At 67.5% G+C, this 18932-nt stretch carries 21 protein-coding genes; 4 read left to right on the forward strand and 17 right to left on the reverse strand.

Going from position 1 to position 18932, the window contains the following annotated elements:
• Nucleotides 1-61: 61 nt before the first annotated feature.
• Nucleotides 62-346 carry a glutaredoxin family protein gene (locus ACWEFV_RS23760; RefSeq protein WP_286175159.1) on the reverse strand — a complete coding sequence of 95 codons (285 nt, stop codon included), beginning with the start codon at nucleotides 344-346 and terminating at the stop codon, nucleotides 62-64.
• 38 nt (nucleotides 347-384) lie between these two features.
• Here ACWEFV_RS23760 and ACWEFV_RS23765 point away from each other — a divergent pair, with 38 nt between their 5' ends.
• Together ACWEFV_RS23765 and ACWEFV_RS23770 are read left to right on the forward strand one after the other, a co-directional pair.
• Complete coding sequence (locus ACWEFV_RS23765; protein ID WP_135458463.1) at nucleotides 385-1278, forward strand: HAD family hydrolase; 894 nt, start codon at nucleotides 385-387, stop codon at nucleotides 1276-1278.
• Nucleotides 1279-1386: 108 nt separating this feature from the next.
• A complete protein-coding gene (locus tag ACWEFV_RS23770) occupies nucleotides 1387-1920 on the forward strand; it encodes an FAS1-like dehydratase domain-containing protein (protein ID WP_135458465.1) in 534 nt (177 codons plus the stop codon).
• 94 nt (nucleotides 1921-2014) lie between these two features.
• On the opposite strand, the gene ACWEFV_RS23775 is transcribed toward ACWEFV_RS23770, so the two are convergent.
• The 9 genes from ACWEFV_RS23775 to ACWEFV_RS23815 all read right to left on the reverse strand — a co-directional run bounded on the left by ACWEFV_RS23775 (nucleotide 2015) and on the right by ACWEFV_RS23815 (nucleotide 9648).
• Nucleotides 2015-3088 carry a lysophospholipid acyltransferase family protein gene (locus ACWEFV_RS23775; RefSeq protein ID WP_450072083.1) on the reverse strand — a complete coding sequence of 358 codons (1074 nt, stop codon included), beginning with the start codon at nucleotides 3086-3088 and terminating at the stop codon, nucleotides 2015-2017.
• A gap of 29 nt (nucleotides 3089-3117) precedes the next feature.
• Nucleotides 3118-4254 carry an SDR family oxidoreductase gene (locus ACWEFV_RS23780; protein WP_450071981.1) on the reverse strand — a complete coding sequence of 379 codons (1137 nt, stop codon included), beginning with the start codon at nucleotides 4252-4254 and terminating at the stop codon, nucleotides 3118-3120.
• Between the two features lie 29 nt (nucleotides 4255-4283).
• On the reverse strand, nucleotides 4284-4385 hold the full coding sequence (locus tag ACWEFV_RS23785) for a 30S ribosomal protein bS22 (protein ID WP_003402602.1): 102 nt from the start codon (nucleotides 4383-4385) through the stop codon (nucleotides 4284-4286).
• Between the two features lie 119 nt (nucleotides 4386-4504).
• A complete protein-coding gene (locus tag ACWEFV_RS23790) occupies nucleotides 4505-4732 on the reverse strand; it encodes a cell division/environmental response transcriptional regulator (protein WP_003882954.1) in 228 nt (75 codons plus the stop codon).
• Nucleotides 4733-4870: 138 nt separating this feature from the next.
• Nucleotides 4871-5731 carry a pyrroline-5-carboxylate reductase gene (gene proC / locus ACWEFV_RS23795; RefSeq protein WP_135458471.1) on the reverse strand — a complete coding sequence of 287 codons (861 nt, stop codon included), beginning with the start codon at nucleotides 5729-5731 and terminating at the stop codon, nucleotides 4871-4873.
• Nucleotides 5732-5768: 37 nt separating this feature from the next.
• On the reverse strand, nucleotides 5769-6581 hold the full coding sequence (locus tag ACWEFV_RS23800; RefSeq protein WP_450071982.1) for a thioesterase family protein: 813 nt from the start codon (nucleotides 6579-6581) through the stop codon (nucleotides 5769-5771).
• Between the two features lie 34 nt (nucleotides 6582-6615).
• On the reverse strand, nucleotides 6616-7461 hold the full coding sequence (locus ACWEFV_RS23805; protein WP_450071983.1) for a sugar phosphate isomerase/epimerase family protein: 846 nt from the start codon (nucleotides 7459-7461) through the stop codon (nucleotides 6616-6618).
• Nucleotides 7462-7506: 45 nt separating this feature from the next.
• Entirely contained in the window at nucleotides 7507-8646 is a 1140-nt protein-coding gene (locus tag ACWEFV_RS23810) for an FUSC family protein (protein ID WP_450071984.1), read from the reverse strand.
• A gap of 30 nt (nucleotides 8647-8676) precedes the next feature.
• Nucleotides 8677-9648: a Ppx/GppA phosphatase family protein gene (locus ACWEFV_RS23815; protein WP_167857989.1), complete on the reverse strand. Its 972-nt coding sequence runs from the start codon at nucleotides 9646-9648 to the stop codon at nucleotides 8677-8679.
• Nucleotides 9649-9797: 149 nt separating this feature from the next.
• On the opposite strand from ACWEFV_RS23815, the gene ACWEFV_RS23820 reads away from it, so the two are divergent.
• Nucleotides 9798-10619, forward strand: coding sequence for a hypothetical protein (locus ACWEFV_RS23820; protein WP_450071985.1), 822 nt, complete (start codon nucleotides 9798-9800; stop codon nucleotides 10617-10619).
• Here the strand turns inward: ACWEFV_RS23820 and regX are convergent.
• The 6 genes from regX to ACWEFV_RS23850 form a co-directional block, all read right to left on the reverse strand.
• Nucleotides 10601-11287 carry a two-component sensory transduction protein RegX gene (gene regX / locus ACWEFV_RS23825; RefSeq protein WP_054603396.1) on the reverse strand — a complete coding sequence of 229 codons (687 nt, stop codon included), beginning with the start codon at nucleotides 11285-11287 and terminating at the stop codon, nucleotides 10601-10603. The two genes, ACWEFV_RS23820 and regX, sit on opposite strands and share 19 nt — an antisense overlap.
• 8 nt (nucleotides 11288-11295) lie before the next feature.
• Nucleotides 11296-12483, reverse strand: a complete 1188-nt coding sequence (locus ACWEFV_RS23830) for a sensor histidine kinase (RefSeq protein WP_167857990.1) — start codon at nucleotides 12481-12483, stop codon at nucleotides 11296-11298.
• A gap of 143 nt (nucleotides 12484-12626) precedes the next feature.
• Nucleotides 12627-13370, reverse strand: a complete 744-nt coding sequence (locus ACWEFV_RS23835) for a phosphoglyceromutase (protein WP_450071986.1) — start codon at nucleotides 13368-13370, stop codon at nucleotides 12627-12629.
• A 115-nt stretch (nucleotides 13371-13485) separates the two neighbouring features.
• Nucleotides 13486-13986 carry a type III secretion system chaperone family protein gene (locus ACWEFV_RS23840; protein WP_135458485.1) on the reverse strand — a complete coding sequence of 167 codons (501 nt, stop codon included), beginning with the start codon at nucleotides 13984-13986 and terminating at the stop codon, nucleotides 13486-13488.
• A gap of 2 nt (nucleotides 13987-13988) precedes the next feature.
• On the reverse strand, nucleotides 13989-15290 hold the full coding sequence (gene mshA, locus ACWEFV_RS23845) for a D-inositol-3-phosphate glycosyltransferase (RefSeq protein WP_450071987.1): 1302 nt from the start codon (nucleotides 15288-15290) through the stop codon (nucleotides 13989-13991).
• A gap of 10 nt (nucleotides 15291-15300) precedes the next feature.
• Nucleotides 15301-16641, reverse strand: coding sequence for an ROK family protein (locus ACWEFV_RS23850; protein WP_450071988.1), 1341 nt, complete (start codon nucleotides 16639-16641; stop codon nucleotides 15301-15303).
• 191 nt (nucleotides 16642-16832) lie between these two features.
• Here ACWEFV_RS23850 and ACWEFV_RS23855 point away from each other — a divergent pair, with 191 nt between their 5' ends.
• Nucleotides 16833-17579: an SDR family oxidoreductase gene (locus ACWEFV_RS23855; RefSeq protein ID WP_450071989.1), complete on the forward strand. Its 747-nt coding sequence runs from the start codon at nucleotides 16833-16835 to the stop codon at nucleotides 17577-17579.
• Nucleotides 17580-17600: 21 nt separating this feature from the next.
• On the opposite strand, the gene ACWEFV_RS23860 is transcribed toward ACWEFV_RS23855, so the two are convergent.
• The gene (locus ACWEFV_RS23860; protein ID WP_135458491.1) at nucleotides 17601-18929 is read right to left on the reverse strand and encodes a L,D-transpeptidase; all 1329 of its coding nucleotides are present in this window, start codon (nucleotides 18927-18929) and stop codon (nucleotides 17601-17603) included.
• Nucleotides 18930-18932: the final 3 nt, after the last annotated feature.

Below are 18932 nucleotides of genomic sequence, written 5' to 3' on the forward strand. Positions count from 1 at the left end.
TCATCACCACGTCACCAAGGTAATCGTTTCCCGCCCGCCCACCAAATTTCATCTGGCGGCGTCATCTGCTGGGGACGTCGGCCCGAAGGGCCTGCTCGTCGACATCCCAGTAACTGTGTTCGGTCCCGTTCAGCAAAATCACCGGTAACAGATCGCCGTACCGGGCCCGCAGTGTCGTGTCCCCGGCAGCGGCCGCCACGTCGACGTCGGTGTTCACCAGGTCGAAGTCCAGTTCCTCGCGCAACGCGGCCAGCTGCCGGGCCGCCTTTTCGCACATACCGCACCCGGCCCGGGTCAGCAACGTCACAGTGGCTCGACCGCCGCTACCCGCCTGCTCGCGCTCCACACCGCCAGTATCCCGGCCCGGTGACCTAGGGTGAATTCGTGTCCGAATCCGGTAGTGCCGATGCGCTCGAACAGGAGCTTGCCGCCGAGGCCGGCGCCGAACTCGCTGTCACCGAGCTCGAGTCCGACACCGAGCCCGCCGGGGCACCGGCGCCGCCGCCCGATCTGACGGCCGCGGCGTTCTTCGACGTCGACAACACCCTGGTCCACGGATCGTCGCTGGTGCACTTTGCCCGCGGCCTGGCCGCCCGCAAGTACTTCACCTACCGCGACATCCTCGGCATCGCCTACGCGCAGGCCAAGTTCCAGTTCACCGGCAAGGAGAACAGCGACGACGTCGCCGAGGGCAAGCAGAAGGCCCTGGCGTTCATCGAGGGTCGCTCCACCGCCGAGCTCGTCGAACTCGGCGAGGAGATCTACGACGAGATCATCGCCGACAAGATCTGGCCGGGAACCCGGGCGCTGGCCCAGATGCACCTGGACGCCGGTCAGCAGGTGTGGCTGGTCACCGCGACCCCCTATGAGCTGGCCGCCACGATCGCGCGGCGCCTGGGGCTGACCGGCGCGCTGGGCACGGTGGCCGAGTCGGTCGACGGGGTGTTCACCGGCCGGCTGGTCGGCGACATCCTGCACGGCACCGGCAAGGCCCATGCGGTGCGATCGCTGGCCATCCGGGAAGGGCTGAACCTGCGCCGGTGTACGGCCTATTCGGACAGCTTCAACGACGTGCCGATGCTGTCGCTGGTCGGTACCGCGGTGGCGATCAACCCCGACGCCGCCCTGCGCGATGTGGCCAGGGAACGGGGCTGGGAGATCCGCGATTTCCGCACCGCACGCAAGGCGGCGCGCATCGGCGTGCCGTCGGCACTGGCGCTCGGGGCGCTGGGCGGCGCACTGGCGGCTGCCGCGTCCCGCCGCCACGACATTCGCTGAGCGGGTGTCCCGCGCTGATAAGCTGCCGCGGCGGGCCGCGCCAGCGGGCCCCCGCAGCCATGCACGTTTGTGCGCACCGCGCACCGCATACCGAACAGCGCAGGGAACATGAGCATCGCCGCAAACATCATCGGGACTCACTACCGGTACCCCGACTACTTCGAGGTCGGCCGGGAGAAGGTCCGCGAGTTCGCCCGCGCGGTCAAGGACGAGCATCCGGCGCTCTATGACGCCGAGGCTGCCAAGGAATACGGCTACGACTCGGTCGTGGCCTCGGTGACGTTCCTGGCGGTGGCCGGCCGGCGTGTCCAGCTGGAGCTGTTCGACAAGTTCGACATCCCGATCAACCTGGAGCGCGTGCTGCACCGCGACCAGAAGCTGATCTTCCACCGCCCGATCCTGGTCGGCGACAAGCTGTGGTTCGACTCGTACCTGGACTCGGTCATCGAGTCGCACGGCACCGTGATCGCCGAGGTCCGGGCCGAGGTCTCCGACGACGACGGCAACCCGGTTGCCACCAGCATCGTCACCATGCTCGGCGAGGCGGCCATCGACGAGGCCGACGAGATCAGTTCACAGATCGCCGCGGCCCGCGATGCCGCGATCGCCAAGATGGTTGCTGGGCAAAAGTCCGGCGCCTGATTTTCCCTTCCGCGAGCAGACACAAAACTGCCCCTTTTCACACGAAAAGGGGCAGTTTTGTGTCTGCTGGCCGGGAGAAGGTAAGGCGAAAACCTCAGCCGAAGAACATGTTTCGGCGCCCCGCCAGCAGCTGATAGAGCGTGTGCTGGATGGTCTCGCGGACCTGATCGGTGAGCTCGAAGGTGATCATCGGGTCGTCGGCGGCGCCCTCTTCGTAATCGGCCGTCTCGATCGGCTCGCCGAACTGGATGTGCCACTTCGACGGCAACGGCACCAGCCCGAGCGGGCCGGCCAACGGGAACAGCGGGGTCACCGGGAAGTACGGCAGACCGAGCAACCGGGCCAGCAGCTTGACGTCGGCCATCATCGGGTAGATCTCCTCCGACCCGACGATCGAGCACGGCACGATCGGCGCCTGTGCCCGCAGAGCTGCGGAAACGAACCCGCCACGGCCGAACCGCTGCAGCTTGTACCGGTCCTTGAAGTTCTTGCCCAGCCCCTTGAAGCCTTCGGGGAACACGGCGGTGAGCTCGCCGTTGGCGAGCAGTCGGTGCGCGTCGGTGGTGCAGGCCATGGTGTGCCCGGCTTTGCGGGCAGCCGCACCGACCATCGGCAGATCGAAGACCAGGTCCGCGGCCAGCAGACGCAGATCCCGGTGTCCGGGATGGTGATCGTGCACGGCCACCTGAGTCATCAGCCCGTCGAAGGGCAGCACCCCGGCGTGGTTGGCCACCACGAGCGCCGCGCCACTCTCGGGCAGGTTCTCGATGCCGGACACCTCGACCCGGAACCAGGACCTGAAAAACGTTCTCAGCAAAGGCAAGAAGATTGCGTTGGTGATGTGCGGATCGAACCCGAACTCGTCCACCGGGTACTCACCGGTCATCCGGGTGCGGACGAATTCAGAGACCGCCGCGATGCCCTTGACAAGTTCGCTGGGGCCGTCGTCGGCCGGCGAGTGACCCGAGGCGCTGCTGCGCCGCTGATCGATCTCCCGGACTACCGCGGCGATCTGCTCGGCCGAGGCCCGGCTACCCGGATCGGCCAGGACAGACGGGTGCCTGCGGGCACTGTCGGACCGGGCCGCCGCCCGGCGCGCAGCGGAGGCACGGCTCGAGTTCCCATGCAGCGGAATAACTTTCGCCTTGGATTCAGCCGCCACGTCGATACCTTCTCCCACCCCGGATAGAGCCAGTCCTAATATCCCAAACGCTGCGCCACCCCCATGGCGCGACTCTCCATTGAGCGTACCCATCGCGGATCAAGTATCGGTGTCAATCCGCGACCACGGACGTAGTCGTCGAATGCCTCGGCGGTCGTCCACTTGGGACTGTAACCCAGATCCCTGTGCATTCGCGTAGTGTCCATGACCCGGCCGTAGCTCAGATAGTTCATCTGATCGCGGTCGAGTTCGGTGTAACGCGTTGCGCGACTGAGTGAATTGATCGCCGACAACGCCCCGCGCGGGACGGGAAGCCGGACACGCCCCGACCGCCGGATCGCCTGGCTCATCATGATGATGCCCGAGGCGCCGACGTTGAATGTGCCCGCCTTGCCGGCCATGGTCGCACGCTCCAGGGCGCCGAGGGCGTCCTGTTCGTGCAACAACTGCAGCCGTGCGTCGTGGCCGACCAACGACGGGACCACCGGCCCCGCCAGATACCGCGACAAGGCGGTATCCATGGCCGGCCCGATCATATTGGCCAGCCGAAGGATGGTCACGCCGATGTCCGGACGACGCCGGGCCAGGCCGCGGGCATAGCCCTCGATGTCCATGCTGTCGCGGGCGAACCCGTCACCCGGCGGACGCCGGGCGCTGCTCTCCTCGCTGAACATCACCGGATCACGGGAGCTCGAGCCGTACACCTCTGAGGTGGACTTGAGCACGACCCGACGGACCGACGGCGCCTTCTGGCAGGCCGCGAACAGTTGGATCGCGCCCATCACGTTGAGTTCCTTCAACGTGGCGCGCCCTCCGGACCGCGGCGCGTAGGACGCCGCCGCGGCATGCACGACGGTGTCCACATTCCCGTTTCGGATCACCTTGGCGATAAACGGGTTGCGGATGTCGGCCCGGACGAACTCGGCCCGCCCCATCCGACGCATGAGGTCCTTGCTCGGCACCACCGCATCCACGGCGATGACATGCTCGATCGACGGGTTCTGTGCCAGCCTGGCGGTCAGATAACCACCGAGGAACCGGCACGCACCCGTGACCAGAACCACTTTCGGAGCGGGCGCCGCACCTGCGGACTGCGTTCCACCGGAAGAGTCCGCGCCAGACGACCCGGGGACTCCCGTCGGGCGTCCCCCCGAACGACCATCAGAATCCATCGGCTCAGCCTAGCGGCTGCAGCGGAAGGCTACTTGCCAAGCTTTCTACGCTGCACCCGAGTACGGCGAAGCAGCTTGCGGTGCTTCTTCTTCGACATACGCTTACGCCGCTTCTTGATGACTGAGCCCATAAAGTCTGGTGTCTCCGCTACTCACGCTGGATGGTTGACCCGGTCACTTTACCCGGGCCGACCACCGAAACGGAAAACGCCAGCCTGCTCAGGCCCACCCAGACCGCTGCGGCGTGTGCCTAACCGGCGTCGAAGTACGAAGACTCCAGCAGATCGTGGACCGCCTTGGCGTGGACCCGGAACGATCGACCCACTCGCACCGCTGGCAGTTCACCGTTGTGCACCAACCGGTACACCGTCATCTTCGAGACCCTCATCAAGCTCGCCACTTCGGCGACCGTCAGAAATTGAGCTCGAGGCTGACCGTCGCCAGCATCCCGCGCCGATGGCCCGTTCATAGACGTCATCGCAACCCAATCAATCAGGCACAGGCAGTCCCAGCGGCTTCCCCACCGCTGGCACCGACCCGCGCATACAAAGGGAGAATAGCGTGGCGGGTGGGGTTACTGCGACGGGTGTGGGCTAATCAGTTGGAATTAATCTAATTACTCAGATGTAATTCCGAGCTGCTCAGAGCGCGTTTTCGCGGCCTGAACGGCATTGGAGACCGCGGTCCGCAGTCCCCCACGCTCCAGTTCCCGCAGCCCAGCGGCCGTAGTCCCGGCCGGCGACGTCACCATCGCCCGCAATTGGGCCGGCGTGGTGTCCAGCGCGGCGCCTCCGGCCGCGTTCACCTCATCGAGGCGCTCCAGCAGCATCGCCGCCGAACCGGCCATCGTCTGCACCGCCAGATCGGTGGCCACGGCACGCGACAGGCCCGATTCCACGGCCGCATCCACCAAGGCCTCGACCATTAGGAAGAAGTACGCCGGGCCCGAGCCGGAAACCGCGGTCACCGCGTCCAGCTGCGACTCGGCGACGGTGATCACGCCACCGACCGCATCGAAGATCGACGAGACCGCCTTGAGCTGATCAGCGGTCGCGAACCGGCCCGGCGCCAAGGCGCTCACCCCGCCGCCGACCACGATCGGAGAGTTGGGCATGACGCGGATCACCGGCGATCCGGCCGGCAGCTTGTTCTCGTAGTACGACGTGGCCACACCCGCGGCGATGGAGACGAACACCTGCTCGGCGGTGTCGCTGTCGGCGCGAACCGCCGCCTCGGCGATCTCGTCGATCACTTTCTCGACATCGCCAGGTTTGACCGCGATGACCACGTAGGTGGCGTTCTCGGCGGCAGCGACGACCGAGGTCACCTGCACCGAATACTTCTCTGACAGGTACTTGACCCGGTCCGGGAATTTCTCCGCGACCACCATGTCCTTGACCTGTCTGCCAGCCCGTAACAGCCCCGACAGCAGCGCCTCGCCCATGCTTCCGCCGCCGATTATCGCGATTCTCGACATGGGCGACAGCATTCCATGCCCGCGCGTCAGGGCCGTGTCAGCCCGGCGTGGGCACCATCGCCAACTGCCGCGTCTGCACGATGATCCGGCCCTCGCAGTCGACCACGATGTGGTCCTCGTCGAACCAGTCCTGGCCGATCTGAACCGAGGTGCACATCACCCGCAGCCAGCCATCGGCCGGCAATGCCCGCAGATAGGCCGTCAGCTGGACCGTGGGCGCCCAACCGGTGCGTTCCACGGCAAATGTCACCGGAGCCGACACATCGCCGCAGAGAAGGGCGAACAGCACGTCGGGAGCGACTCCCTTCGGCCGCACCCAGTACTCGAACACGGGTGGACCGCCATCCGTCCGCGGGCCCATGGTGTGCAACGCCGGCCGGATGTCACAGCCGTGTGCCAGGTGCACGATGTGCTCCATCGGATGGCCGGGACCGATCGGCTCCAGACCCGGCGGCGGTTCCGGCGTCATCAACGGCACCACCGGGTTGAACGACAGCAGCGGGGGCACGTGATGTTCGGGCTCGCCGAGGGTCACCGACACCGTGACCGCCGTGCGCTCCCCCTGACGGAGCTCCACGTCCACCAGACCGATCCGGCGGCCCCGCTTGCGCACCGTGGTGACCACCTGCATCGGACCGGGATCCGGTGCCCAGAGGAAGTTCCCCGACACCGCTAGAGGTTGCGCCGACGTGCCCAACTCGGTGCGCGCGGCCTTGGCGCACAGCGCGAGCATCGCGCCGCCGTGCACCTTCGGCCCGATCGTCCAATGCTCGTTGAGCTCACCGTGATAGACGCCGTCACCGGCCGGCGTCAGCGCCATGGCGTCGGTGAACAGGGTGGAGCCAGTCATGTACGAGTCCTTTTTGCAGGGGCCGGGTCAGGTTTCAGCGCAACAGGTGGGTACGGGCGAATTGCAGCGATTCGGTCAGCAGCGCCTCGCGTTCGGCGGCCGTCTTGGCCGCCGAGGTGGTGACCTCCAGGACGACGTGGCCGGAGAAATTTCCCGCGGCCAGCATCCGGCACACCTCTGCGGTCGGCTGGGTGCCGCGGCCCGGGACCAGATGCTCGTCGGTGGACGCGCCCTTACCGTCGCACAGGTGCAGGTGCACCAGGCCGTCGCCCATGCGCCGGGCCATGTCCATGGCGTCGGTGCCTGCGGTCGCGGTGTGGCTCAGATCGAGCGTGTAGTGCGCGTGATCGCCGTCCAGCGGGTCGTAGGACGGCGCGAACGCAGAAATACCCGGGCCGGGTCGACCGCCGCGCTTGCGCATCCGCTCGATGGACGTGCCGCCCGCCCCGAAGAACCGGTCGGCCCGAAACGGGAACATGTTCTCCACCGCCACCAGGACCTCGCTGTCGGCCTCCAGTCGGGCGACCTGCTCGCTGAAGCCCTCGGCGTAGCGGCGCTGCCAGCGGAACGGCGGATGCACGACGACGGTCTGCGCGCCCAGTTGTTCGGCGGCCCGCACGCTGCGTTCCAATTTCGGGATCGGGTTGGCGCCCCACACCCGCTGCGAGATCAGCAGGCAGGGTGCATGCACCGACAGCACCGGCACCCCGTAGTGCGCGGACATCTTGGCGACGGTGTCGATGTCCTGGCTGACCGATTCCGCCCACACCATCAGCTCGACACCGTCGTAGCCGAGTCGGGCGGCGTGCTCGAAGGCGGCCTCCGTCCTCAGCGGATAGACCGAAGCGGTGGACAGGCCGATCTTGATGGCTGGGCGCACAACCAATTGTGTACCGCCGTACTAACTCGGCCGCAGCGCCGCGGCCTAATTCGCCTGCAGCAGAGCCAATGGTCCGAAGGTGACCAGCGCTCCGACCGCCACCGCGGTCAGCGTGCTGCCGATGTCCTCGGTCTTGCGAACCACCCGCACGCCACCGGCCAGGCCGAGAATCACCAGCACGCCGAGCACCAGCGCGACGATGGTGTTCCACTTCCACAGCTGGTCGAAGGCGATGAACAGGCCGGCACCGAAGCCCACCGCGATCACGCACTGCCCGACGATCCACATTGCGCGAACCAGCGGGGAGCTGGGCGGCTGATCCTCGTCGAATTCGTCGTGCTCGTCGAAGACGTCGGCTTCATCGGCGCCCTCGGACAGCCCTTCGTCCTCGAGGTCGATGTCGTCGACGCCGCCGCGGGGACGACGGGCGCGGTCGTCGGCGCCGGACTCGGCGCCGAACAGTGGCCCGAGCGAGGAGTAGGAACGGTCCCCGTACTCATCGTCGTAGTCGTCGTATGCCGCGTCGTCGGTGTCCACGTCGCGGACATCGCGAGCGTCGGCTTCGACCAACGTGTCGACCGGCTCGGCCGCATCGTCCTCGTGGAGGTCGTAGAGGGGATCAGGACTCATCCGCTCGGCGCCGGTGCCCGACGGCTGGTAGTCGGGCGCCGAGCGCTTGTACGGCGCGCGGCGCGGGCGTGGCCGGAATTCGACGGGTTCCGGATCGGCGTCGCGCGCAGCCAGGTGCGCCTCGTAGTCGTCCTCGGCGTCGGTGCGCACCTCAACGGGTTCGGCCGGCCTGGCGGCCGGTTTGGCCCGAGGCGGCCTGGAGACACCGCCGCGACTCCCGCTGCGGACCCGCGGCTCATCACGCGGCTGCGGTTGCTCACGCGGCTGCGGCTGCTCACGCGGCTCGCGGGGTTCATCCAGGATCGGTGCCACGACGGCGGTGTCGACCAGTGGATCAGGGGCGGGAACCGATTCACCGCGGGGTTCGAACTCGATGTCGTCGGTGATGATCGGGATTTCGCCGGTGAGTTCGGCGACGGTCACCGCGTCGCTGTTACCGCGACGGCGCCGACGGCGACCGCCGACCGGGGGCGCCCCGATCGTCCCGTTCTTCGCCAGCAACTCCGCTACCGAGATCGGTCGGGTGCCGGATGGGCTGTTCTCTGGTCCTGTCATACCTATGTTGCCTTTGGGGCTAGCTTTTCCTTAACGTGCGGCGTCGCGCGCCGACGTCTCTACCAAGGCTGTGCCGTCGGCCTCGCTGTCGAGTTTCCGCAGAATCAAACCCTCCCGCAAAGCCCAGGGGCAAATGTCGACGGAATCGATCTCCAGTGCTCGCATACTAGCTTCAGCTACCAAAGCACCGGCCACGATCTGTGGTGCGCGCTCGGCACTCACCCCTTCCAGTTCGGCACGGTCAGCCGCTGTCATCCTAGAGATGAAAGCTATGAGCTGTCTTAATCCAGCCGCGGTGAGGGTCCGCTTGACCCGCGGGCCTGCCCCTGAAGGGGCCGCGCCCGTGAGCCGCGCCAACGACCGGAAGGTCTTCGAGCTCGCCACCGTGAGATCCGGATTCCCGGCCCGGCGCATGGTGGCACCGGCGTCGGCGAGTTCGGTGGCCAACCAGTCCCGCAGCATCGCGACCCGGCGCCGCCCAGGTGGGTCTTCGGTCAGCCATTCCCTGGTCAGCCGCCCGGCACCGAGCGGGAGCGACAGCGCCACCTCGGGCTCTTCGTCGACCCCGCTGGACAGCTCCAGCGAGCCGCCGCCGATGTCGATGTTGATGATTCGACCGGCGCTCCAGCCGTACCAGCGGCGCACCGCCAAGAATGTCAGCCGGGATTCGTCGACGCCGCTGAGCACCCCGAGGGACACCCCGGTCTCGGCCCGCACCCTTGCCAGCACTTCCTCAGAGTTCGTGGCGTCGCGCACCGCAGAGGTGGCAAACGCCATCAGTTCGGCACAGCCCGAGCTGGTGGCAATTTTGGCGAACTCGTCGACGGTGGCCACCAGGCTGTCGGCACCCTTGCGGGTCAGCTTGCCCGAGTTGTCGATCGCCTCGGCCAGCCGCAGGGCCGCCTTCGTGGAGCTCATCGGGGTCGGGTGCCCGCCACGGCGCGCATCCACCACGAGGAGATGCACCGTGTTACTCCCGACATCGAGCACGCCTAACCGCACTGCACCAACCTAACCGCAGTCGAGAGGCGCTTCGTGGCCGGACCACCCGCAACCTTCGGGATGGGCAGGCCAGGCTTGTGGTGTGTCCCACTCCGCGTCGTACCACGGTTGGGAAATGCGTTACGGCGTATGCGAGTACCGTTTGCGCCGTGACAGATGTGCATCCCGGCGAAGTCGAACTCGACTTTGCCCGCGAATGGGTGGAGTTCTACGACCCGGAGGACGCGACACATCTGATCGCGGCCGATATGACGTGGTTGTTGTCCCGCTGGACGTGTGTGTTCGGCACACCGGCCTGCAAGGGCACGGTCGAGGGCCGCCCGGACGATGGCTGCTGCTCCCATGGAGCGTTCCTTTCTGACGACGACGATCGGGCCCGGCTTGACGACGCGGTCAGTCAACTGACCGATGAAGACTGGCAGTTCCGCGACAAGGGCCTGGGCCGCAAGGGCTACCTGGAAGACGACGAGTACGACGGCAAGCCCAACCTGCGCACCCGGAAGTACAAGGGCGCATGCATCTTCCTGAACCGTCCGGGGTTCGCCGGCGGAATCGGGTGTGCGCTGCACAGCAAGGCCCTCAAGCTCGGTGTCGAGCCACTGACCATGAAGCCCGACGTGTGCTGGCAGTTGCCGATCCGCCGCAGCCAGGAGTGGATCACCCGGCCCGACGAAACCCAGATCCTGCGGACCGTCATCACCGAATACGACCGGCGCGGCTGGGGCGAGGGCGGTGCCGACCTGCACTGGTACTGCACCGGTGATCCCGCCGCGCATGTCGGCGCCCGCCCGGTTTTCGAGTCCTACGCCCCCGAGCTCATCGCGGTGCTCGGCGAGAAGGCCTACGCCGAGTTGGCCGCGATGTGCCGGCGGCGCAGCGCGCTGGGGCTGGTCGCCGTACATCCGGCGACCAGCGCGGCCGAGCATCGAGCGACCCCGGCCTCCAACGGGGTTCAGCCCTCCAGCTTGTAGCCGAGACCGCGCACGGTCACGAGGTGCACCGGGTTGGCCGGGTCTGCCTCGATCTTGGAGCGCAGCCGTTTGACATGCACGTCAAGGGTTTTGGTGTCGCCCACGTAGTCGGCGCCCCACACCCGGTCGATGAGCTGGCCTCTGGTGAGCACCCGCCCGCTGTTGCGCATCAGGTACTCCAGGAGGTCGAACTCCTTGAGCGGCAACGTGATCTGCTCCCCGTTGACGCTCACGACATGCCGTTCGACGTCCATCCGCACCGGGCCGGCCTCGAGCACGCCGTCGCCGATGGCGCTGTCGTCGGTGTCGGAGCCGCGGCGCAATACCGCCCGGATCCGCGCGATCAGCTCGCGGGCCGAATACGGCTTGGTGACATAGTCATCGGCACCCAACTCGAGGCCGACAACCTTGTCGATCTCACTGTCACGCGCGGTGACCATGATCACCGGCACGCTGGATCGGGCCCGCAGTTGCTTACAGACATCGGTACCGCTCATCCCGGGCAGCATCAGGTCCAGCAGGACGATATCGGCGCCGGAGCGCTCGAACTCGGCCAGTGCGGAGGGACCATCGGCCACCACGGTGGCCTCGAAGCCTTCCTTGCGGAGCAGGAATGCCAGGGGATCGGCCAGCGACTCCTCGTCCTCAACGATCAACACGCTGGTCATCGGTCTCGCTAATCCTCTCGGTCGTCTGAGTCACTTGTGGACTCATCGGTATCGGGATAGGCCGGAATCGACAACGTGAATGTCGACCCGGTGCCCGGCTGACTCCACAGCCGGATGGTTCCGTTGTGGTTGGCGGCCACGTGTTTGACGATCGCCAGGCCCAGCCCGGTACCGCCAGTGGCGCGCGACCGGGCCTTGTCGACCCGGAAGAACCGCTCGAAGACCCGCTCCTGATCGGCCTTGGCGATTCCGATACCGCGGTCGGTGACCGCGATCTCGACACTCCCACCCCGCCGGCGCCGGCTGATGGATATGCCGGATCCGTTGGGCGAGTAAGCAATTGCATTCGACACCAGGTTGGCGATCGCGGTCACCAGCAGGGTCTGGTCGCCCAGCACCCGGTAGCCGGTCGGGGCGTCGGTGGTGATCGAGATGTCGGCCTTGTCGGCGGCCACCTTGTGCCGCGACAGCGCTTCGGACACCACGGTGTCGACGTCGACGGCGCCCAGATCGGGCAGCCGCTCGGCGCCCTGCAGCCGGGACAGCTCGATCAGCTCGCCGACCATGTCGGCCAGCCGCAGCGATTCGGCCACCATCTTGTCGGAGAAGCGGCGCACCATGTCCGGGTCGTCGGCGGAGGCCTGCAACGCTTCGGCCAGCACGCGCATGGCGCCCACCGGGGTCTTGAGCTCATGGCTGACGTTGGCGACGAAATCCCGCCGGGTCGCTTCCATCCTGGCGTGTTCGGACTGGTCGTCGGCGTAGACGACGGCGAAACGGCGGTCTTCACCCGACAGCAGCCGCACCCAGCCGCGCACCGAGATACCCGAACGTCCGGGGTGCGGAAGCTTGCGGGGCGACAGGTCGACGTCGATCGGCTGGCCGGTGGCGAATACCTGCTCGGCCGCCCGCCAGGCCCGGTCGTCGAGAAGCCGGTCGCGCACGACGCCCAGCTCGGAGGCCCGGTCGTTGGCGTAGACGACGTCGTTGAACGTGTCGACCACGACGATGCCGTTGGGCGCTGCAGACACGATGTGCTGCAGCATCTGCGACACAGTCAGGCCGGCCTGATCAGCTTCGCGACGCTGCCGGTTGGCCACGAGGCGAGGGGCGACTGCGGCGGCCACCCCCGCACCGACGATCAGCGCGAGCAACGATACGACCGCAGTCAGCAGTAACGCCGACACCAAGCTCACGCGAAAATCGTACGCACCCGGTGAACGTCATCCCAGCAGCGTGCGACCAAAACGGGACATGTCACACCGTCAAATACAGGAGTTCGGCTGTCGTTAACCCCCGGTAACCTGCTGTTTGCCCGCAGGCCCGAGTGTCCAGCGAATTATTTCTTGGCACCCTGCGCGGCGACCGCGGCGGCCCCGGCAGCGGCGGCCTCGGGGTCGAGGTACTCCCCGCCCGTGACCAGGGGCTTGAGGTTTTCGTCGAGTTCGTAGAGCAGCGGGATGCCGGTCGGGATGTTCAGGCCGACGACTTCCTCGTCGGACATGCCGTCGAGGTATTTCACCAGCGCACGCAGCGAGTTTCCGTGGGCCGCGATCAGCACGGTCTTGCCGGCCTTGAGGTCGGGCACGATCGTGTCCTCGTAGTACGGCACGAACCGGGTCACCACGTCCTTGAGGCATTCGGTCAGCGGGCCGCCGCCGATGTCCGCGTAGCGCGGGTCGGCGTCCTGGCTGAACTCGCTGCCCTTCTCGATGGCCGGCGGCGGGGTGTCGTAGCTGCGGCGCCACGCCATGAACTGCTCTTCGCCGTACTTCTCCTTGGTGGCGGCCTTGTCCAGGCCCTGCAGGGCGCCGTAGTGCCGCTCGTTGAGCCGCCAGTCGCGGTGTACCGGGATCCAGTGCCGGTCGGCGGCGTCCAGGGCGAGGTTCGCGGTGGTGATCGCGCGGCGCAGCAGCGACGTGTAGACCACGTCGGGCAGCACGTCATTCTCGACCAGCAGCTTGCCGCCGCGGACGGCCTCGGTCCGGCCCTTGTCGGTGAGGTCGACGTCGACCCATCCGGTGAACAGGTTCTTCTGGTTCCAGTCGCTCTCACCGTGGCGGAGCAGGATCAGCGTCGGCATGCAGAGGATCTTCTCACGGTCGCGGTCGCGCCGGCCGAGCGTGGGTGCTGTGCACGTATTCGGGCGAATCCGTGTGCACAGGGCCCACGCTCGCGCGTGAGCCTGAGCCTGAGACTCAGTCCTCGATCAGGTGCTCGAATGCCTTGAGGTTCTTCAGTGACTCACCGCGCGAGACCCGCCACTCCCACTCCTTCTGGATGGAAGAGCGGAAACCCAGCTCCAGCAAGGTGTTGAAGTCGGAGTCGACGGCCTCGAGCACCTGGCCGAGCACGCGGTCGATCTCCTCGGCGGTGACCGAGTGCAGGGCCATCCGGCCGACGAGATAGATGTCGCCGACATTGTCGAGGGTGTAGGCGACGCCGTAGAGCCTGCGGTTGCGCTTGAGCAGGAACCGGTAGACGCCTTCGAAGTTCTCGTCGGGCTTGCGGCACACGAACGCCTCGATGCGTACCGAGTGCTCGCCGATGCTCAGGATGGTGTTCGTCTTGAGCTTCCGTTCGCCGGGCAGCTCGACGATGATGCCGGGCAGCCCGCCGTGGGCGCCCTCGTGCCGGTGGTAGACGAGCTCGTGCTCGTCGAGGGTGTCGGTGATGATCTGTTCGACGCCGGTGCCCATGGTTATGCCCGCACCCCGCGACGCAGTGCGAACCGCCGCCCGGGACGACGGCCGGGCCTGCGGTGCCGGGACCGGTAGTCGCTCATCGCGTGCGCGTAGCTGTCCAGCAGGGCGTCGACGGTGTGCCCCCAGGAGAACTGCGCGGCGTGGGCCGCTGCGGCCACGCTCAGTGGATCCGGATCGCGCTGCAGCACGCCGTCGATCGCGGCGGCCCAGTCGTCGACGTCGTGGCCTTCGACCAGGGCTCCGCTGACCCCGTCGGCCACCGCGACCGGCAGACCGCCGACCGCGGCCGCCACCACCGGGGTACCGCAGGCCTGGGCCTCGATGGCGACCAGGCCGAAGGATTCGGAGTAGCTGGGCACGGCGACCACATCGGCGGCGCGGTACACGTTGACCAGCTCGTCACGGGACTGCGGGGGCAGGAAGGTCACGCGGTCGGTGATGCCCAGTTCGTCGGCCAGGCGGATCAGGGTGTCGGGCTCGGCCAGGCCGCTGCCGGACGGTCCGCCGGCGACCAGCACCCGGACCCCGGGCAGTTTGGCCGCGGCGCGCAGCAGCACGTCGGGCGCCTTGAGCGGCTGGATCCGGCCCACGAACGCGACCACCTGCTCGTCGGGCGCAATGCCCAGGATTGCCCGTGCCGCGGCGCGATCCCCCGGGGTGAACGCATCCAGATCGACGCCCGGATGTACCACATCGATCCGTCCCGGATCAGCTTGATGCAGTGAAACCAGTTGCTGTGCTTCATGTTCGGTGTTGACGATGAGCCGGTCGGCCTCGTCGACCACCTGCTGCTCCCCCACCGCACGCAACGGCGGCTCGGGTGAATCCCCGGCGGCCAGCGCGGCGTTCTTCACCGCGGCCAGGGTGTGCGCGGTGTGCACCAGCGGCACCGCCCAGCGGTCGCGGGCCAGCCAGCCGACCTGACCGGACAGCCAGTAGTGCGAGTGCACGACGTCGTAGTAGCCGGGCTCATGGGTCGCCTCGGCGCGCAACACCCCTGCGGTGAACGCGCACAGCTGGGTGGGCAGGTCGTACTTGTCCAGGCCCTCGAACGGCCCGGCCACCACGTTGCGCACCAGCACGCCCGGAGCCACCTGCACCACCGGGGCGTCCGACGACGAGGTGGCCCTGGTGAAAACCTCCACCTCGACACCGCGCCGGGCCAGCTGCAATGCGGTCTGCAACACGTAGACATTCATCCCGCCGGCATCACCGGTACCCGGCTGCGCCAGCGGCGAAGTATGTACGGATAGCACCGCAACGCGGCGCGGAATCTCGAGGTCCGGGGCTAGACGCACACAGACATGTCTACACCGCTGCGGATCGGCGGGTTTGAGCGCGCCGCATGGCACCGATCGGATCGGCGTACAGACCGCCCAGCGAAACGATGCCGGCACTGGCCTCCTGCACCCGGTTTCCGAAGGCCGTCAGCCGGATATCGCGGGGCCCCAGCACCGAACGCCGCGCGACGGCGTCCTCCACGACGGACATGCCCTCCGGGTATTCGGTGAAGGCCTGGCCGCCGAGCACCAGATCGTCGGGGTTGAGCAGATCACGCAGGAGCGCGACGGCCTCGCCGAGCACCCGGGCCCGATCGGCCAACAGCTCGACCGCCTTCTCGTTGCCCTGCCGGGCCGCGCGCAGCACCGTCCCCAGGGTCGAGGACGGGCCTTCAGCCGGGATGATCCGCAACTTGCGGGCCGCGTTGAGTACCGCCTCGTCACTCACGGTGGACTCCAGTTGTCCTGTGCCACCGAGCAATTCAGACTGCGCAGGCAGACCGGCGATAGTGCCTGGTCCGCTGGCCGGCGAGTGCACCCGGCCGTCGATCGACAGCGCGTAGCCGACGGTCTCGCGGGCATACACGTAGAGACTGGTCCGGGACGGGGCGCCGACGGACTCCGGCGAGGAACGCCGTCCACCCAGCAGCAGTTCGGCACCGGCCATCGCGTCGACGTGTGAGGCGACCGACACCGGCAACCCGAGGGCTTCGGCGAGCACGGGCCCCACCGGGGCATCGACCCACCCCAGTCGGGGGTGATCGAGATACCCGGTGGCGCTGTCGACGACGCCACCGGCGGCGATACCGACCCACAACGGACGACGGCGGTGCCAGCGGCTCAGGTAACGGCGGGCGCTGGAGGCCAGCGTGGCCAACGCCGCGGACTGCGATCCCGACGGGGTCGGCGTCTCGACCACGTCGAGGGTGCGACCGAACAGGTCGGTGGCCACGATGCTGGTGGTGCGGGCACCGATGTGGATGCCGAGCGTGAGGTAAGGCTCGTGGTTGACCTCGACGGGAACGCGAGGCCGTCCGATGGCCCCCGAAACCGCGAGATCGGCACGCTCACGCAGGATTCCGGCTTCGAGCAGCGCGGTGACCTGACGGTTGACGGTCGCGATGCTCAGCTGGGTGAGCTGCGCGATGGCGTCCCGGGCGATGGGGCCGCGGGTGCGGACCGCGCTGAACACCGATGCCGCGGCGGCATCGGGCACCTTCAGCGACGGCGCGACGATGTGCAGGAGCCGCGACTGCGGATAACGCGAGGCGGCGGCCAGGGACCGGGAGGTGCGCGCCGACGTGCCGGACGAGGAGACGGCGGCATTACGGGCGGGATTCCGGCGGGGAGCGGCGATGACGGTGGTCACGTGAATTGTCCTTACTGATTTGTCGGCTGGTGGGGAGAGACCACACCTGGCGACTCAGCAGGACGGGAAAACGGTGTCCGGGTTCAGTCAGGCGCGGCGGGGTGCGCGACAACAACACGCACGCCGCACGAAGCGGGACTGGAGACTTCCGGACACACGAAGAACTTAGCACGCCATCTAATGTTGGTCAGGTGACGACATCTCAGTCAGACAAAAGAGTGGCAGTGGTGACCGGCGCCAGCGCGGGAATCGGTGCTGCAACCGCCAAATCACTTGCCGGCCTGGGATTTCATGTTGTCTGCGTAGCCCGCCGGGCCGACCGGATCCAGGCGCTGGCCCAGGAGATCGGCGGGACCGCGATTGTGGCGGACGTCACCGACCAGGCCGCCGTCGACGCCATGGCGGCCCAGTTGGACCGGGTGGACGTGCTGGTGAACAACGCCGGCGGGGCCAGGGGGCTGGAGCCCGTACTGGACGCCGACCTGGAACATTGGCGGTGGATGTGGGAAACCAACGTGCTGGGCACCCTGCGGGTCTCCCGGGCGCTGTTGTCCAAGCTCATCGCCTCCGGCGACGGCCTGATCGTCACGGTCACCTCGATCGCGGCGTTCGAGACGTACGACGGTGGCTCGGGATACACCGCGGCCAAGCACGGCCAGGGTGCGCTGCACCGCACGCTGCGCGGTGAGCTCCTCGGAAAACCGGTGCGGCTCACCGAGATTGCGCCGGGCGCAGTGGAGACCGACTTCTCACTGATGCGCTTCGACGGCGACCGGGAACGTGCGGACAACGTGTACCGGGGCATCACCCCGCTCGTCGCCGAAGACGTCGCCGAGGTGATCGGCTTCGTCGCCTCGCGGCCGTCACACGTCAACCTCGACCAGATCGTGATCCGGCCGCGCGACCAGGCGCCACACGGGCGGTTCAACCGGAAATAGCCGCCAGATCAACGCAGGGCCCTAGCCCCCGGGCGCGGGCTTCGGCGGCGTGGTGGTCGTGGGAGTACCCGACAGCGTGGGCGCGTCCGTCGGTGTCGCCGGCGCGCTGGCAGGCAGGTTCGCCGGTGAGTCCTCCGAGGACAACGCCGACATGGACTTCCACTCGTTCCAGTCCACCGCCCAGTCCCAGAGGTCGCCGTCGGCGTAGGACAGGTCGATGCGGGTGCCGGTGACCTCGACGGGGTCGCCGTAGATCGCGCTGTTGAAGTACTGCTGCGAGTTCTCCAGGTTGAGGTTGATGCAGCCGTTGGTGACGTTCGTGTTGCCCTGCGCCCCGATGCTGTTGGGGTTGCAGTGGATGAACTCGCCGTTGTTGGAGATCCGCACCGCGAAGCGCTCGTGCACGTTGGAGTAGCCCGCGGCCGGGTTGGTCATCCAGAAGTCCTCGTACTTCTCGGTGACCACGTGAATACCGCTGCGGGTGACGTTGCGGTCCAGATCGCCTTCGCCGTAGCTGCACGGGAAGTCCATGATCGACGCGCCGGACCCGTCGAACACCTGGATGCGGTGGGTGGACGCATCGGCCTTGACCAGCTGGTGGCGGCCGATCTCGATGTCGAGCGTGGAGTCGGCCGCACCGTAGGCGCCGTCACCGAAGCTGATCCCGTACAGCGGCGCCTTGACGCTGACCTTGGTTCCGGCCGGGTAGTACTCCCTGGTGCGCCAGTGCACACGCGAGCCCCCGGCCTCGTCGGGCAGCCAGGCCCAGCTGCCCTCGACCGCAGGCGTGGTGGTGACCTGGAGGGCCTTTTCGACGGTCGCGCGGTACTTGTCGTCGATCGCGGCGTCGAACTGCAGGATGATCGGCGCGGCCACGCCGACGACCTGGCCGTCGGCGAGCTGGAACTGACCGTTGACCTGTTTCTGTGGGGCGACGGTGGTGAACTTGCCCTGCACGGGTTCGGCCTTGCCGTCCTTCCCCACCACGGCGCCGGCCCACGTGTAGGTGGACTCGTAGCCGAGGGGTTCGGTGACAGTGAACGCGGTGCGGTCGCTGTTGAATTTGCCGGCGACCGCCTTGCCGTTGGCATTCGTCAGGCTGACGCGCTGGAACGAGCCGTTGTCGACCTTCACTCCGACCGGCGCGGTCGGCAGCACATCCTCGGAGTCGGCGGCAGGCTCGTAGGTCACCGTCGGCGCCGTCGGCTCCTCGGCCTGAGGCTTCGAGATGGGTGATTCTCCCGAGCAGGCAGCCAGCAATCCGGCTCCCATTCCGACGGTCAACACCGTCAGGGCACGCCGCCGATTGAACAACGGCGCATCGGCCTCTATATCACCGGCAGGGCTCACGTG

The sequence above is a fragment of the Mycobacterium sp. NPDC004974 genome (genome assembly GCF_053600815.1).

Bases quoted from the DNA above. Each gene is read 5' to 3' on its own strand.
- ACWEFV_RS23770 (WP_135458465.1), top strand. From the start codon at position 1,387: ATGAGCATCGCCGCAAACATCATCGGGACTCACTACCGGTACCCCGAC.
- ACWEFV_RS23780 (WP_450071981.1), bottom strand. From the start codon at position 4,254: ATGGATTCTGATGGTCGTTCGGGGGGACGCCCGACGGGAGTCCCCGGG.
- ACWEFV_RS23785 (WP_003402602.1), bottom strand. From the start codon at position 4,385: ATGGGCTCAGTCATCAAGAAGCGGCGTAAGCGTATGTCGAAGAAGAAG.
- ACWEFV_RS23790 (WP_003882954.1), bottom strand. From the start codon at position 4,732: ATGACGTCTATGAACGGGCCATCGGCGCGGGATGCTGGCGACGGTCAG.
- proC (WP_135458471.1), bottom strand. From the start codon at position 5,731: ATGTCGAGAATCGCGATAATCGGCGGCGGAAGCATGGGCGAGGCGCTG.
- ACWEFV_RS23800 (WP_450071982.1), bottom strand. From the start codon at position 6,581: ATGACTGGCTCCACCCTGTTCACCGACGCCATGGCGCTGACGCCGGCC.
- ACWEFV_RS23810 (WP_450071984.1), bottom strand. From the start codon at position 8,646: ATGACAGGACCAGAGAACAGCCCATCCGGCACCCGACCGATCTCGGTA.
- regX (WP_054603396.1), bottom strand. From the start codon at position 11,287: ATGACCAGCGTGTTGATCGTTGAGGACGAGGAGTCGCTGGCCGATCCC.
- ACWEFV_RS23835 (WP_450071986.1), bottom strand. From the start codon at position 13,370: ATGCCGACGCTGATCCTGCTCCGCCACGGTGAGAGCGACTGGAACCAG.
- ACWEFV_RS23840 (WP_135458485.1), bottom strand. From the start codon at position 13,986: ATGGGCACCGGCGTCGAACAGATCATCACCGACACCCTCGACGAGCAC.